This window comes from Luteimonas sp. 22616 (genome assembly GCF_052044325.1).
In the GTDB taxonomy this organism is placed as follows: Bacteria; Pseudomonadota; Gammaproteobacteria; order Xanthomonadales; family Xanthomonadaceae; genus Luteimonas.
In genome coordinates this window covers 1,309,993-1,323,880 of record NZ_JBQEMW010000001.1, presented here as the reverse complement: position 1 = coordinate 1,323,880, position 13,888 = coordinate 1,309,993, and the positions used below count along the sequence as shown (strand labels likewise).

Annotated in this window: 12 protein-coding genes and 3 tRNA genes; 6 read left to right on the top strand and 9 right to left on the bottom strand. The window is 68.4% G+C overall.

Annotated elements, in window-relative coordinates; translation table 11 throughout:
* Positions 1 to 10 precede the first annotated feature (10 nt).
* From ACTJIL_RS06105 to ACTJIL_RS06095, 3 genes are all read left to right on the top strand, one after another.
* A tRNA-Cys gene (locus ACTJIL_RS06105) sits at positions 11 to 84 on the top strand.
* 158 nt (positions 85 to 242) lie between these two features.
* Positions 243 to 329: transfer RNA gene (locus ACTJIL_RS06100), tRNA-Leu, on the top strand.
* 103 nt (positions 330 to 432) lie between these two features.
* On the top strand, positions 433 to 2,055 hold the full coding sequence (locus tag ACTJIL_RS06095; protein ID WP_440754662.1) for an FMN-binding glutamate synthase family protein: 1,623 nt from the start codon (positions 433 to 435) through the stop codon (positions 2,053 to 2,055).
* A gap of 109 nt (positions 2,056 to 2,164) precedes the next feature.
* On the opposite strand, the gene ACTJIL_RS06090 is transcribed toward ACTJIL_RS06095, so the two are convergent.
* The 3 genes from ACTJIL_RS06090 to ACTJIL_RS06080 form a co-directional block, all read right to left on the bottom strand.
* Positions 2,165 to 2,380, bottom strand: a complete 216-nt coding sequence (locus ACTJIL_RS06090) for a hypothetical protein (RefSeq protein ID WP_440754661.1) — start codon at positions 2,378 to 2,380, stop codon at positions 2,165 to 2,167.
* Between the two features lie 311 nt (positions 2,381 to 2,691).
* A tRNA-Val gene (locus ACTJIL_RS06085) sits at positions 2,692 to 2,766 on the bottom strand.
* A 251-nt stretch (positions 2,767 to 3,017) separates the two neighbouring features.
* On the bottom strand, positions 3,018 to 4,550 hold the full coding sequence (locus tag ACTJIL_RS06080) for a histidine kinase (RefSeq protein WP_440754660.1): 1,533 nt from the start codon (positions 4,548 to 4,550) through the stop codon (positions 3,018 to 3,020).
* A gap of 71 nt (positions 4,551 to 4,621) precedes the next feature.
* Here ACTJIL_RS06080 and ACTJIL_RS06075 point away from each other — a divergent pair, with 71 nt between their 5' ends.
* A complete protein-coding gene (locus ACTJIL_RS06075) occupies positions 4,622 to 5,260 on the top strand; it encodes a response regulator (protein WP_440754659.1) in 639 nt (212 codons plus the stop codon).
* Positions 5,261 to 5,471: 211 nt separating this feature from the next.
* Here ACTJIL_RS06075 and ACTJIL_RS06070 read toward each other — a convergent pair whose 3' ends face one another.
* Positions 5,472 to 6,323, bottom strand: a complete 852-nt coding sequence (locus tag ACTJIL_RS06070) for a hypothetical protein (RefSeq protein ID WP_440754658.1) — start codon at positions 6,321 to 6,323, stop codon at positions 5,472 to 5,474.
* Positions 6,324 to 6,573: 250 nt separating this feature from the next.
* Here ACTJIL_RS06070 and ACTJIL_RS06065 point away from each other — a divergent pair, with 250 nt between their 5' ends.
* Complete coding sequence (locus ACTJIL_RS06065; RefSeq protein ID WP_440754657.1) at positions 6,574 to 7,002, top strand: hypothetical protein; 429 nt, start codon at positions 6,574 to 6,576, stop codon at positions 7,000 to 7,002.
* A 276-nt stretch (positions 7,003 to 7,278) separates the two neighbouring features.
* Here the strand turns inward: ACTJIL_RS06065 and ACTJIL_RS06060 are convergent, their stop codons facing one another.
* Together ACTJIL_RS06060 and ACTJIL_RS06055 are read right to left on the bottom strand one after the other, a co-directional pair.
* Complete coding sequence (locus ACTJIL_RS06060) at positions 7,279 to 7,908, bottom strand: TetR/AcrR family transcriptional regulator (RefSeq protein ID WP_440754656.1); 630 nt, start codon at positions 7,906 to 7,908, stop codon at positions 7,279 to 7,281.
* Positions 7,909 to 8,127: 219 nt separating this feature from the next.
* Positions 8,128 to 8,385 carry an acyl-CoA-binding protein gene (locus tag ACTJIL_RS06055; RefSeq protein ID WP_440754655.1) on the bottom strand — a complete coding sequence of 86 codons (258 nt, stop codon included), beginning with the start codon at positions 8,383 to 8,385 and terminating at the stop codon, positions 8,128 to 8,130.
* Positions 8,386 to 8,561: 176 nt separating this feature from the next.
* Between ACTJIL_RS06055 and ACTJIL_RS06050 the strand changes: the two genes are divergently transcribed.
* Positions 8,562 to 10,553: an SDR family oxidoreductase gene (locus ACTJIL_RS06050; protein ID WP_440754654.1), complete on the top strand. Its 1,992-nt coding sequence runs from the start codon at positions 8,562 to 8,564 to the stop codon at positions 10,551 to 10,553.
* Positions 10,554 to 10,754: 201 nt separating this feature from the next.
* On the opposite strand, the gene ACTJIL_RS06045 is transcribed toward ACTJIL_RS06050, so the two are convergent.
* The 3 genes from ACTJIL_RS06045 to ACTJIL_RS06035 all read right to left on the bottom strand — a co-directional run bounded on the left by ACTJIL_RS06045 (position 10,755) and on the right by ACTJIL_RS06035 (position 13,855).
* A complete protein-coding gene (locus tag ACTJIL_RS06045; RefSeq protein ID WP_440754653.1) occupies positions 10,755 to 11,702 on the bottom strand; it encodes a restriction endonuclease in 948 nt (315 codons plus the stop codon).
* 207 nt (positions 11,703 to 11,909) lie between these two features.
* Positions 11,910 to 12,488, bottom strand: a complete 579-nt coding sequence (locus ACTJIL_RS06040) for a phasin family protein (protein WP_440754652.1) — start codon at positions 12,486 to 12,488, stop codon at positions 11,910 to 11,912.
* Between the two features lie 80 nt (positions 12,489 to 12,568).
* Positions 12,569 to 13,855, bottom strand: coding sequence for a patatin-like phospholipase family protein (locus tag ACTJIL_RS06035; protein WP_440754651.1), 1,287 nt, complete (start codon positions 13,853 to 13,855; stop codon positions 12,569 to 12,571).
* Between the last annotated feature and the right edge of the window lie 33 nt (positions 13,856 to 13,888).

Here is a 13,888-nt window from a genome sequence, read left to right as displayed (position 1 = left end):
ACGAGTCACCGGCCTGGTGGCAGAGTGGTTATGCAGCGGCCTGCAAAGCCGCGTACGCCGGTTCAATTCCGACCCAGGCCTCCATCCATCGTGCGGATCCGTTCGCGGACCGCATGGCCGAAAAGCAGGCCTCCCGTGCGCGACCGCAGCCGGATGGCATGTGGACGGCCGGACCCGGCGGATTTCCTCGTTGCTACGAATTGCGATCATCAAGGTGCCCCAAGGCGCCTCGTCGCGACGCCGCCCGGGTGGCGAAACTGGTAGACGCAAGGGACTTAAAATCCCTCGGCCGCAAGGTCATGTCGGTTCGATCCCGACTCCGGGCACCACGCTTCCGCACTTGGCTCCCACGAGAGCAGGGCATGCCGGCTTCGCCTCCGGCGGTGGCGGTCTGCAACAATGCCCGCGACCGCAAGCCAAGGGGCCCGCCGGATGTCGCGTTACCTGCCTTATGTCGCCAGCGTCGCACTGACGCTGTTCTCGGCCTGGATGTCGCTGCGGCATCCGCAGTGGCGCTGGCCGCTGGGCATCTTCGGTGCGCTCGCGCTGCTGGGCACCTGGGACCTGCTGCAACGGCGCACCACGCTGCGCCGCAACTATCCGATCCTCGCGCACTTCCGTTATTTCCTTGAATCGATCGGCCCGGAGATCCGCCAGTACTTCATCCAGGGCGATACCCAGGAAGTGCCGTTCTCGCGCCAGCAGCGCGCACTGGTGTACCAGCGCGCGAAGAACGTGGTCGACGTGGTGCCGTTCGGCACCGAGCGCGATGTCTACGGCCCGCAGTACGAATGGATCAACCATTCGCTGCTGCCGACGTCCATCCCCTCGCACGACTTCCGCGTGCGCATCGGCGCCGACGCCGCGCAGCCTTACGATGCCAGCGTCTTCAACATCTCGGCGATGAGCTTCGGCTCGTTGTCGGCGAATGCGATCCGCGCGCTCAATGCCGGGGCGAAGCGCGGCAACTTCTACCACGACACCGGAGAAGGCTCGATCTCGCCGTACCACCGCGAGAACGGGGGCGACCTGGTCTGGGAAATCGGCTCGGGCTACTTCGGTTGCCGCGAGCAGGACGGACGCTTCAGCGAGGAACGCTTCGCCGCCAACGCGCGCGACCCGCAGGTGAAGATGATCGAGGTCAAGCTCTCGCAGGGCGCCAAGCCCGGCCACGGCGGCGTGCTGCCCGGGCCCAAGGTCAGCGCCGAGATCGCCGCCACCCGCGGCGTGCCGGAGGGCATGGACTGCGTCTCGCCGTCGCGGCATTCGGCGTTCTCCACGCCGGTGGGGCTGCTGGAGTTCGTCGCCCGCCTGCGCGAGCTGTCGGGCGGCAAGCCAACTGGTTTCAAGCTGGCGATCGGCCACCCGTGGGAGTGGTTCGCGGTGGCCAAGGCGATGCAGGAAACCGGGATCCTGCCGGACTTCATCGTCGTCGACGGCGCCGAGGGCGGCACCGGCGCGGCGCCGGCGGAGTTCATCGACCACGTCGGCGTGCCGATGCACGAGGCGCTGATGCTGGTGCACAACACCCTGGTGGGCATCGGCCTGCGCGACCGGATCCGGGTCGGCGCGGCGGGCAAGATCACCAGCGCCTTCGACATCGCCCGCACCATGGCGATGGGCGCGGACTGGTGCAACGCCGCGCGCGGTTTCATGTTCTCGCTGGGCTGCATCCAGTCGCTGAGCTGCCACACCGACCGCTGCCCGACCGGCATCGCCACCCAGGACCCGAAGCGCTGGCACAGGCTCGACACCGCGGACAAGTCGACGCGCGTGTTCCAGTTCCACGAGAACACCATCAAGGCGCTGCGCGACCTGCTGTGCGCGGCGGGGCTGGAGCATCCGCGCCAGCTCGGGCCGGAGCACATCCTGCGCCGGGTCTCGCAGACCGAGGTGCGCTCGCTGGCGGCGCTCTACCGCTTCCTCGATCCGGGAGAACTGCTGGAACGGATGCCCGAGCACGCGGTGTTCCGGAGTTTCTGGTCGGCCGCGCGCAGTGATTCCTTCGTCGCACCCGATCGCGTGCTGGCGATGCGCGAGGCGAAGGCGCGATAGCGGATGCGGATTGCGAGGCGTCTGCATCCCGCGTATCCGCAGGTCGGGCTACGACGCCCCGCCGCCCGCCAATGCGATGCGACCCCCGGGGCGCGCATCCGGTGTTGCCTCACCCGTGGCAGGCGACCAGCACCGTGTCGCCGCAGCGCAGTTTCATCTTGACCCCGGTTGGACGGCCCGTGCTGCGATGCCGGGCGCAGGCCAGCTGCTCGGCGTGTTCAAGCGCCACCAGCGGGGTCGGGTCCGGCGGCTCGTTGCCGCCATTGGCCGTGTACACCACCCAGCCGCGGGCCGATTGCTCGATCGAAAACAGTTCGCGTTCCATGAGTACCCCCTCGGAATGCCTGTTGCGGATGGACAGGCACGCAAGTCCCGTGCCGCGCGCGGAGCGCCTGCCCGCGGGCAGGATGGCGCGTGTCCATGACAATCAGCGGCACGCAGGTGCCGGGAAGGGTCGCGGATCGTCCTGTCGGGTCGGGGAGGCGGCTGGCCTGAAAGCAAATGACGGGAAGTCCCGTGGAGACGCGAACCCCGGACAGGGATTCCCATTTCCGCACGGGCGCTCGTACAACAAAAAAGACCACCCCTGCGGGTGGCCTTTTTCGTTTGTAACCCATTCAATTCCATGGGCTGATTTGGTGGGCGGTACAAGGTTCGAACTTGTGACCCTTGCCGTGTGAAGGCAATGCTCTACCGCTGAGCTAACCGCCCCGATCGGGGCGCGAAGTTTACTTGGACGGGAGTGGTATTGCCAACCCGGGCGGTTGGCCGGCCGGTAAGTGATCGCCCGCGTCCAGGGCTTGGCGCCCTCCGCATTCAGGGAGAGGAGCGGCACTTGGCGCCTTTGTGGGAGCGGCTTCAGCCGCGAGACTCTTCCGGGAAGCCTCCGCAAACGGCATCGCGGCCATGGCTGCTCCCACCGATTCCGTTTGGTGCAACAACGCGCCTCGTCCGATTTGCGCCTAGCGCAGTGGCGCGGCTTCGTCGTCGGGCAGCGGTGTCCACATCTGCACCCGGTGCCGCGGGGTGCCGCTGGCGGGGTTGAAGCGGTAGTCGGCACCGATGGCGTCGGCGCGGTCGCGGATGTTGAGCAGGCCGCGGCCGGGGCGGTCGGGGTCGATGTCGATGGGGCCGAATTGGTCCTCGATTTCCAGCGTCAGCTCGGCGGCGACCGCGGAGGGCATCAGTGTCAGGCGAATGTGCATGCGCCCGCCGCAGCCGTGGCGCGCGCCGTTGGTCGCGGCCTCCTGACAGATGCGGTACAGCGCCGAGGCGATGTTGTCGGGCAATTGGTCGACCCGCCCCTGGACGCGGCTGGTGTAGAGCACGCCGCGATCGCGCAGCAGTTCGGCGAACGGGCCTTCGGCGATGGCGCGGGCGAGGCCGAAGCGGTCGAGCACCGCAGGGTGCAGCTCGTTGATCACCTCGCGCAGGTGGCCGTGGGCGCTGGTCACCAGGCTGCTGATCGACGCTAGGCCTTCGAGCACCGCGGGGTTGCTGGCGGTGAGCTCGACGATCCGCAGGCGGGTGGCGATCGCGGTCATGTCCTGGCCGATCTGGTCGTGCAGTTCGACGCCGATCCGGCGCCGTTCCTGTTCCTGCAGCGCGGCCATGCGATTGGCGGCGCGGGAGAGTTCCGCGCTGCGCCCGCGCAGCATGCGCACGATTTCGTCCATCTCGATGCGCTTGGCCCGCAGGGCCTCGGTGGCGACGCCCAGCAGCAGCACCGCGCAGCCGACCATGGCCATCAGCATCGGGAGCTGGCCGGGGGCCAGCGAGTCTACATGCGGCAGCGTTGCCGCGACCAGTGCGACGCACAGCAGCCCGTACGCGATCGACGCCGGCCGCCAGCCGTAGCGGTGCGCGATCAGGAACAGCGGCAGCAGCGCCATCGCCAGCGGATATACCGGCGCCTCGATCACAGGCAGCAGGGACAGCCCCAGCACCGCCGCCGATGGCGCCACCGCGACGCCATAGGCCAGCAGCTCGGGCCAGGGGCGGCGTTCGGGCCCGGACTGGTCGGCCAGCACCAGCATGATCGGCACCATCAGCACCACGCCCGCGAAATCCCCGAGTGCGTACGACACCAGCATCGATGGCAACCCGGTGGCCAGGCTGCCGTCGTCGTTGAGGTCGATCCCGGTGAGCAGGATGCTGTTGAACACGGCGGCGACGAATCCCACCGCCAGCAGCCGCGGCAGCGCCCTGCGAGCCACCGTGCCGCGGCCGTGGCGGCCGATGCCGCGCAGCACCGTGGCATAGATGCACCACGGCAGAATCGCACCGGCGAGCAGGGCGAGGGTCGAGGTGTAGAGGTCCAGGGCGATGCCCATCGCCAGCAGGGTGATGATTTCGATCATCGCCATCGCGGGCCACAGCCGTCGCGGCAGCAGCCACAGCGTGCCCAGGCGCAGCCCGGCGGGCAGGAACCAGAAGATCCCGGCGATGCCGAACAGCCCGAGCCATGCGAACGGATAGAGCGCCAGCCAGATCACCGCGGGTCGACGCCACCTCGGCGATTGCGCTTCAATGGCCGGGTTTCCAGACCCGTCCCGGGGCAAATTCGATGTCGACACTGCGTATTGTCCTGGTCGATGACCATCCGATCGTGCGGTCCGGCTTCCGCCAGCTGCTCGAGCTCGAGCCCGGCTGGACGGTGATCGCCGAGGTCGGCAGCGCGCAGGAGCTGGCGGCCTGGATGCTGCAATCCACCTGCGACGTGCTGGTGCTCGATCTTTCCCTGCCCGATGGCGACGGGCTCGTCATGCTACGGCACCTGCTGGCCCAGCGGCCCGACCTGGCGATCGTGGTGCTGACGATGCACGACGGTGCGCTGTACGTGCAAGACGCGATCGCCGCCGGTGCGCGCGGCTATGTCACCAAGAGTTCGGCGCCGGACGAACTGGTCGACGCGATCCGCGCCGTCGGCCGCGGCGAGACCTACCTGGGCACCGACGTGCGCGACTACGACGGCACGGTGTCGGAAGACAGCCAGGGTGCGTTGCCGGAGCTGACCTCGCGCGAGGCCCAGGTATTCCTGCTGCTGGCGCGCGGCCACTCCGTCGCACGGGTGGCGGCCACCATCGGCATCAACGCCAAGACCGCGTATGCGCACCGCACCAACATCAACACCAAGCTCAGGCTCAGCTCCGATCATGAGCTGCGGCTGCTGGCCATGAAGCGGGGCTTGATCGGGCGGGCGTGAAGTGGCGTATCTCCGCTGCAATTCATCCCCCGCGAAGGCAGGGGAAGCATCCAGTTTCTGAAGATCTCACCGCCCTCCGGGTCTGCCGGCACTGGCTGGGTGGCGGGACTTCTGGAAGCCGAAAACCATGGGTGCTGCAGGGAGGATGCACGAGCCGCACCCGCACAGCGACGAACGAGATCTTCGGAGCACCGCATGTGGCGCCGCTGCCTTACTCCAGCTGCGACTTCGCATAAGCCGCGTCCAGCGCTTCCATCGCGTCGCGCGGCTTGAGCTTCGCCGCCTTCTCATAAGCAGCGGCCGCGGCGTCTTCCTGCTTGTCGCCGTGCAGCAGCATCAGCACGTTGCCGTGCTCGATGTGGGCGATGGGCGAGTCGGGAGTGAGCTTGAGCGCGGTCTTGATGTGCGACTCGGCCTCGGCCGCCTTGGCGCCGTAGGTGAGGCTGCCGATCATCGCGCCGATCTTGCCGATGATCTCGGCGTGGTACAGCGCCAGCGCAGTGTGGGCTTCGGCGTGCTTCGGCTCCAGTGCCAGCGCCTGGTCCAGCGACTCGCGCACCTTGCCGGCGATGCCCTGCTTGAGCGCCTTGGCGATCGACAGACCCTGGCTGTAGCGCCCCAGCGCGAAGGCGTGGCGGTAGTGGCTGTTGGCTTCGCCCGGCAGCGACTTGATCGCGGCTTCGGCGAGCCTGGCAGCCTGCTCATAGCGTTTGAGTTGTTCGGCATCGGCATCGACCAGGTAGGTGGCGTGGATGCCGAGGGCCTTGGCCGCCACCGAGGCGCCGACCACACCCAGCGCGCTGCCGGCGTCGAATGCGGCCTCGAAGTCGCCGCGGTGGAAGTCGCGCCAGGCGTCCTGCAGCGCGTTGGCGAGGGCGGCGGCGTCGAGTTTCGGCGCTGCCTTGCCGGCGGCCTTGAGCAGCGCGGCGGCGCGCTTGTCGTCGGGGAAGGGCTCGCAGTCGCCGGCGTGCAGTTTCGGCCAGGCCTTCTTCAGTGCATCGCCTGCGTACGTGTAGGCCTTGGCGTCTTGCGGAAAGGCGGCCCAGGAGGTTTTCGAAGCCATGATCGCATCCTGTCTGATCGGTGCGTCGAGCATTGCCCGCCGCGGGCCGGCTGGCAAGCGTTGCGCCGGGATGGCGCCGTCGCCGTGATGCGCGCGGCCGTGCCGGCATGGTTTCCTGAGGTTGGCCGGCGCGTGGGCAGGCGGCGACCGCGTCCTTGCACGGGCTGGCCAGATAGTGTGTTTGCTCGACAGCGACGCCGCAGGCTGATCACCGGAACGCGGCCGTGGGGCCGCTCGCAGGAGTCATGAAATGGCAGTCCGCAAATCTTCCCCCAAGGGCAAGCAGACCAGTCTGCGTCACCTGTGGCTCGCGTCGTTGGGCGCGGTGGTCGTGGCCCGTCGCGAGGCGCGCGACACCGTTGCCGGCGCCGTCGATGAGGTCCTCCGGCTGCGCGGGCGCGCGATCGGCATCGTCGGCGACGCGGCCGCGATCGCCCGTGGTGGCATGGCCACCGTGCGCGGGCAGGTCGAGCCGGTGATCGAACGGGTGGCGACGCGCGTAGGGCAGGGGCTAGCGCCGGTGCTCGAACGCGTTGGACGCGCACCGAAGAAGCCGGCGGCGCGCAAGCCGCAGGCGCGCCGTGCGGCCCGCAAGCCCGCCGCGAAGAAGAAGGCCACGCCGCGGCCGATGTCGGCGCGCAAGCAGGCCGAGCGGCGCGTCGCCAGCAAGGGGCGCTGATTGCGGGTGGGTGCGCGTGTCGCCGATCGCGATGCGCGAAGAGCGCCCTCATCCCAACCCCTCTCCCGCACGCGGGAGAGGGGCTCGAGATCCTTTAGGTCGGGGCTAGGCCTCGATGGTTTGCCTGGTTCCGTAGGTTGGGGCTGCACCCCTGACGGCTCGCTCGGCATCGCGCAGGAGTGCGTCTGGGCGCGACGCAGAAGAGCTCGCGGCTGAAGCCGCTCCTACAAGAGCGAGGCTGCGTTCTGGGCGACGCGATCCGCACCTTGCGCTTCCTCAGTCGATATATGCCTGCGTCAACTGATTCAGGTGCACGCGCTCGGCATCGCGCAGGAAGGGCGCCAGCAGCATCATCACCTGGACGATGCCGTCGCGGATCGCGGCGTTTTCGTCCTTGTCGCCGCGCACGGCGGCGTAGTTGAGCCAGAAGGTGGCCAGCACCAGGATGTTGGTGGCCGCGGCGTCGAGTTCGGCGGCCGAGGCGCGCATCACGCCGGCCCGCGACAGGCCGCGCATCACCTGGTGGGCGCTGTCGTCGGCGCGCCGGAGGATCCGCGCGAAGCGCACGCGCAGGCGGCGGTTGCGGCTGAGGATCTCGACCAGGTCGCGATACAGGAAGCGGTAATCCCAGATGCACTCGAACACCAGGTGCAGCTGCAGCCAGATGTCCTCCAGGCCGGGCAGCCTGCCGTCCGGCGCGGCCAGCGCATCATCCATCCGCGCATCGAAGCGCGCGAACAGCTGCTCGATGATGTCGTCCTTGTTGCGGAAGTGGTAGTACAGGTTGCCGGGGCTGATTTCCAGCTCGTCGGCGATGTGGTTGGTGGTGACGTTGGGCTCGCCCTGCGTGTTGAACATCGCAAGCGAGCAGTCGAGGATGCGCTGGCGTGTTTGCCGGGGAGCCATCTTGGTCTTCTCCTTCCCCTTCAAGGGAAGGGCCTGCCTGTTTCTTTTCCCTTCACGAGTAAGGCCTGCTTGTTCCCTTCAAGGGGATGGCCCTGCTTGTCTCCTTCCCCTTCAAGGGGAAGGCCGGGATGGGGTTGGTCTCAGTCGCTACCCGCACGAAACCCATCCCCATCCAAACCATCCCCTTGAAGGGGACGGCTTCAGGGCAGGGCGAGGGGTTCAACTGCCGAGCTTCTTCACCAGGTCGACGTACTTCTGCCTGGCGTCGTCCTGGGCGGTGCCCTTGAGCTTGGCCCAGGCTTCGTACTTGGCGGTGGCGACGAAGTCGAAAAATCCGGGCTTGGCGCCGCTGACGTCGCCTTCCGAACCTTGCTTGTACAGCGCGTAGAGACGCAGCAGGGTGTCGTTGTCGGGGCGCTCGGACAGTGCCTGGACGTCCTGCTTTGCCTGTTCGAAGCGGGTTTTCAGATCGGACATGGTGGCCCTCCGTGGGAGGCCGCATGACAGCACGCGGGGGCGGGAGGGGTCAACCGGCAGCGCTTGTGCAAGAGCGGGGCGGTTTCTGCCACCGGGAATTGTCGGCGCGGCGCCGCTCTGGCAAGTTAGCTGCCGGAGCCGCGATCGCGCGGCGCGATTTCAACGAGGGCAAGGACATGAGCTACTTCGTCACCGGCGCCACCGGGTTCATCGGACGCTTCCTGGTCGCCAACCTGCTCAAGCGCAAGGGCACGATCCATGTACTGGTGCGCAAGGATTCGCAGAAGAAGTTCGACGCGATCGCGAAGAAGATGGGCTGGGACCTGAAGCGCATCACCGTGCTGCACGGCGACATGGCCGCCGCCAGGTGCGGGCTCAGCGCGGCACAGGTGCGGGCGTTGAAGGGCAAGGTGAAGCACTTCTTCCACCTGGCGGCGATCTACGACCTCGATGCCGGCGCCGAGGCGCAACGGGTGGCCAATGTCGAGGGCACGCAGAACGCATTGGACCTGGCGGCCGCGATCGAGGCCGGGCGCTTCCACCACGCCAGTTCGATCGCCGTGGCCGGGCTGTACCCGGGCATCTTCCGCGAGGACATGTTCGACGAAGCCGAGGGCCTGGACGATCCCTACCTGCGCACCAAGCATGATTCCGAGGCGCTGGTGCGCGAGGAGAAGCGCATCAAGTGGCGCATCTACCGCCCCGGCATGGTGGTAGGCCATTCGCAGACCGGCGAGATGGACAAGATCGATGGCCCCTACTACTTCTTCACCCTGATCAAGAAGCTGCGCGAGATGTTGCCGCCGTGGATGCCGACGCTGGGCATCGAGGGCGGGCGGATCAACCTGGTGCCGGTGGATTTCGTCGCCGACGCGATGGACCACATCGCGCACAAGCCCAAGCTCGATGGCCACACCTTCCACCTCACCGATCCCGAACCGCTGCGCGTGGGCGAGGTGCTCAACACGTTCTGCCGAGCCGGCCACGCGCCGGAGATGACGATGCGCCTGGACGCGCGCATGTTCGCCTTCGTGCCGCCGAGCATCCGCGGCGCGGTCGGCAACCTGCCGCCGGTGCGGCGTTTCATCGGCATGCTGCTGCGCGACTTCCAGATCCCGAAAAGCGTGCTCAAGTTCATCACCTATCCCACGCGCTTCGACAGCCGCGAGACCGAGCGCGCGCTCAAGGGCAGCGGCATCGCCGTGCCGCGCCTGGAGAGCTATGCCTGGCGGCTGTGGGACTACTGGGAACGCCACCTCGACCCGGACCTGTTCATCGATCGCACGCTCAAGGGCAAGGTGCGCAACAAGGTGGTCGTCATCACCGGCGGTTCGTCCGGCATCGGCCTGTCGACCGCGCAGCGCGTGGCCGAGGCGGGTGCGATCACGGTGATCGTGGCGCGTGGCAAGGAAGAACTGTTCAAGGCCCGCGACGAGATGAAGGCCGCCGGCGGCAAGGTCTTCGCCTACACCGCGGACCTCGCCGACATGGCCGACTGCGACCGGCTGGTGGCGACCGTGATCAAGGAGCATGGCCACGTCGACGTGCTGATCAACAACGCCGGGCGCTCGATCCGGCGTTCGATCGAGGCCAGCTACGACCGCTTCCACGACTTCGAGCGCACGATGCAGCTGAACTACTTCGGCAGCATCCGCCTGATCATGGGCTTCATGCCGACGATGACCCATCGCCGCAAGGGCCACATCATCAACATCAGTTCGATCGGCGTGCTGGCCAACTCGCCGCGGTTCTCCGCGTACGTGGCGTCGAAGGCGGCGCTGGACGCATTCAGCCGCTGCGCGCAGGGCGAGCTGTCGGGCAAGGGCATCAGCTTCACCACCATCAACATGCCGCTGGTGAAGACGCCGATGATCGCGCCGACCAAGATGTACGACAGCGTGCCGACGCTGACCCCGGAAGAGGCCGCGGACCTGTTGGTGAAGGCGATCATCGAGCGCCCCAGCCGCATCGCCACCCGCCTGGGCATCTTCGCCGCGCTGATCAACGCGGTGGCGCCGAAGGCTTACGAAGTGGTGATGAACACTGCGTTCGAACTGTTCCCGGACTCTGCCGCCGCCAAGGGCGACAAGAAGGCGCTCAAGGGCGAGACCGAGCCGAGTGGCGAGCAGATCGCGTTCGCCTCGCTGATGCGCGGGGTGCATTGGTAAGGGCAGGGCCGCCGCGAAGCAGGCTCCTGCAGAGCGGCTTCAGTCGCGAGCTTTGCTCCCTCCCCTGCGACTGCAGGGGAGGGCTGGGGAGGGGTGCCTTTGGGCGGCACCCTGGATCCGTGGGCACCCCCTCCCAGCCTCCCCCTGCCTTCGCAGGGGGAGGGGTCAGAGCAAAGCTCGCGGCTGAAGGGCTTGGCCCTCTCAATAACTCCTGCACTGCCGGAACCGCGTCCGTGCGTCGCTGCCGGGCGGTGGAGTGAGTTGCACCCGCGAGGGCGCGAGGGCGTCGTAGCGCAGCAGCAGCGGGCAGATGTGCGGGTATGCGTCGGCCTGCGTCTCGAGCAGGAAGACCTGCAGCGTGGACTGCGTGGACCACATCGCGCGATCGACCATGGGCAGGGCCGAGACCGCATCGGCGACGTCCTGGCGTTGCTTTTCGAGTGCTGCGGTGTCGTCGGGGGCAGGGGCGGCAATCGGCGCGGCCGCTGCCTTGGCGGCCGCTTCTGCTGCTGTCGCCGCAGCGTGGGGAACAGCCGGCCCGGGTGCAGCCTTGGGTGTCGGCGCGGGCAGCAGCAGGAACAGCGCGACGCCCGCGACCAGCGCCAGCAGCCATGACAGCACCGTGCGCTGGCGCGCCTTGCGCTCGGCACCGGCGAGGATTGCCGCGCGCTGCTCGGGTTCCATCAGGTCGCGCAGTTCGGGCCACAGGGCAGGGCCGTCGAGCAGTTCGATGCGCTGCATGGTCGCTGCGGGGCGTGTCCCGGGGCCGATGCTGCCCTGGGTGGCAAGGATGCCGCCGGCGGCACTGGCCAGGCGGATCTCGTTGGCAAGCTCCGCCACTTGCGTGCCGTCCAGGACGAAGGCGCCGCCGTGCTTGCACGACAGCAGGAAGTGCTTGCCGTCGCGTTCGAGCGTGTAGTCGTTGTCACCGGACGGCGCCTCGCGGTTGAACACGCGCGCATAGCCGCGCTGGCTGAGCGCGTCGAGCACCAGGTGGATGAATTCGCGCCAGGACATCGCCGCCAGCGCGGACAGGCCAGCCGCGGTCTCGTCGCGACGCATGACCACCAGGCGGAAGTACAGGGTGCCGGCGGTGCCGATCAGCACCGTGACAGCGAGGGCGATGACCCAGTGGACACTTTCGATCACGGTGTTTCGTCCGTTTGCGGGGACGAAAGGATAGTCGCTGCGTGTCCGGACTGCGTGCCCCGTGATTCAGGAATCGTTCCGGCAGGGCATGAAAAAGCCCGCCAACCCGGAACCGTAAGGGGAGGGGAGCATACGGTCGTTGCGTGGGTTGGCGGGCCAGAAGGTGCCCGTCGCGGTGCGGGGGCGCGCCACGACGGCAGAGGAGCATCAGGCCTTGCGGGCGGCCTTCTTGCGTGGGGTTGTGCGCGGGCCAGCGGCTTTCTTCGTGGCCTTCTTCGCAGGCGCGGCCTTGGCGGTCTTCTTGCTCGCGGGTGCCTTGCGGGCCGGCACCTTGCGGGCCGGTGCGCCACCCTGGCGACGCAGTTCGGCGGTCAGCGTCTCGACGCGCTTGCTCAGGTCGGTGAGGTCGTCGCGGCCGGGCACGCCGAGCTTGGTCAGGGCGCGCTGGACGCGATCCTCGAACACCTTCTCGAGGCGGTCCCAAGTGTCGGTGGCGCGTTCGCGGGCCTGGTCGACGCGGTTCTCGACCACGTCACGCACGACATGGGTGCGGGCGCCGGCGAACTTGCGCGCGGTCTGTTCCAGGTTCAGGCCTTCCTTGACCAGGCCCTCGAACAGCTTGGTGCCCTCGGCCTGAGCGCGACCGAACGCACCGACGCCGGCGAGCCAGATCTGCTGCGCGGATTCGCTCAGCGTCTTCGACAGCTTCTCGGCCTGCGCCTGCATGTCGGCGCTGGAGGGGGAAGCGGCGGTCTTCTTCTTTGCGGCTTTCTTGAACTTGGCCATGTGCCCTCCGGGCGGGACGTGTGATTGCAGGGCAGCATCGCCCCATTGTCTAGAGCATTCACACGAGACGCGGCACGGGTTCAGCGGCTGCGGGCGTTCGTCCGAGCGGCCTTGCGGCGGGCGATGACGCGCTCGGTCGCATCGAGCGCGCGGCGCAGCCTGGCGGTCGTCTCCGTGCTCGGCGGCGGTGGCGGGGCGAGGCCGTCGAGTAGGGTGCGGTCGTCGTCGTCCAGCATTTCGTCGCGCAGGCGGATGCCGTTGGCGGCGAGCACCGGGCGCAGGTCGTCGGCGCGGCGGCGCAGGTCGTCGATGGTGTTGCGCCACGCCAGCTGGCAGACGCGGCGGCGCGCGGCAAAGCTGAAGGCGTTGGTGTGGAACAGCTCGCCGTCGTGGGCGTTGGGTTCGAACACCATCTGGTCGATGTCGGGATACTGCTGCGCGTAGCGAGCCAGGCCGACGTGCATGCGCGACTGCAGCAGGGTGCGGAAGGTCTGCGACAGCACCGCGGGCAGGCCGCCGTGGACCAGTCGCTGGCCTTCGTTGTCGTCGTCGACCGGCACGCCGCCGCGGGCGTCGCCGAGACCGGCGTTGAACGGCACCAGCGGGTTGATGCCGATCAGCAGGTCGATGTCGCGTTCGAGCAGCACCGAGGCGTGCATCGTGCGGCGCAGGGCGCCGTCGACCAGGTGGCGGCCGCGGACCTCGACCGGCGGGTAGAGCCCCGGAAGCGCGGCGCTGGCCTGCACCGCGCGCGAGATCGGCACGTCGTTCCAGCCGTCGCTGCCGAACAGCACCGGCTCGCCGCTGTCGAGTTCGACCGCGACCACGAACAGCCGCGCATCGAGTTCGCGGAAGTCGTTGCTGCGGCCGCGGCGGGTGAAGATGTCGCGCAGGAAGCGTTCGACCTCGGTGTTGTCGAACAGGCCGGTGGGCACCAGGCCGCCGAAGCGGTTGAGCAGGTCCGACCAGGGCACGTCGCGCGGGTCGAGCAGCACGCTGCGCCACCAGTCGAGCGTGAGCCGAGGCAGGCTGGCGGCGCGCTGCAGGTATTCGAGCAGGGCCGGGCGCAGGAACGTGTCGGGGCGGAAGCGGGCGTCGTCGCTGTCGCCGGTGATGAAGATGCGGCACATGTCGGCCGTCGACATGCGGTTGGCCAGCCCGGCGGCGAGGAAGGCGCCGCTGCTGACGCCGACGTAGCTGTCGAGGTCGGTGAGGTCGAGCCCGTCGAGGGCCTCGTCGAGTGCGCGTAGGGCGCCGAGTTCGTACATGCCGCCGATCGGGCCGCCGCCGGCGATGGCCAGGCCGATCCGGGCCGGAGTGCGGGTGGAAGGTTTGCCGCGTTGCCGGGCCGGGTGTAGGGAGAGCATGCAGGCGCCGATCGAAAGGTCGGCCGGAGTGTA

What these genes read in the sequence shown, in the direction of transcription:
- ACTJIL_RS06055 (WP_440754655.1), bottom strand. Translation starts at nt 8,385, where the DNA reads ATGTCCGATCTGAAAACCCGCTTCGAACAGGCAAAGCAGGACGTCCAG.
- ACTJIL_RS06040 (WP_440754652.1), bottom strand. Translation starts at nt 12,488, where the DNA reads ATGGCCAAGTTCAAGAAAGCCGCAAAGAAGAAGACCGCCGCTTCCCCC.
- ACTJIL_RS06070 (WP_440754658.1), bottom strand. Translation starts at nt 6,323, where the DNA reads ATGGCTTCGAAAACCTCCTGGGCCGCCTTTCCGCAAGACGCCAAGGCC.
- ACTJIL_RS06060 (WP_440754656.1), bottom strand. Translation starts at nt 7,908, where the DNA reads ATGGCTCCCCGGCAAACACGCCAGCGCATCCTCGACTGCTCGCTTGCG.
- ACTJIL_RS06090 (WP_440754661.1), bottom strand. Translation starts at nt 2,380, where the DNA reads ATGGAACGCGAACTGTTTTCGATCGAGCAATCGGCCCGCGGCTGGGTG.
- ACTJIL_RS06035 (WP_440754651.1), bottom strand. Translation starts at nt 13,855, where the DNA reads ATGCTCTCCCTACACCCGGCCCGGCAACGCGGCAAACCTTCCACCCGC.
- ACTJIL_RS06095 (WP_440754662.1), top strand. Translation starts at nt 433, where the DNA reads ATGTCGCGTTACCTGCCTTATGTCGCCAGCGTCGCACTGACGCTGTTC.
- ACTJIL_RS06065 (WP_440754657.1), top strand. Translation starts at nt 6,574, where the DNA reads ATGGCAGTCCGCAAATCTTCCCCCAAGGGCAAGCAGACCAGTCTGCGT.
- ACTJIL_RS06075 (WP_440754659.1), top strand. Translation starts at nt 4,622, where the DNA reads ATGTCGACACTGCGTATTGTCCTGGTCGATGACCATCCGATCGTGCGG.
- ACTJIL_RS06050 (WP_440754654.1), top strand. Translation starts at nt 8,562, where the DNA reads ATGAGCTACTTCGTCACCGGCGCCACCGGGTTCATCGGACGCTTCCTG.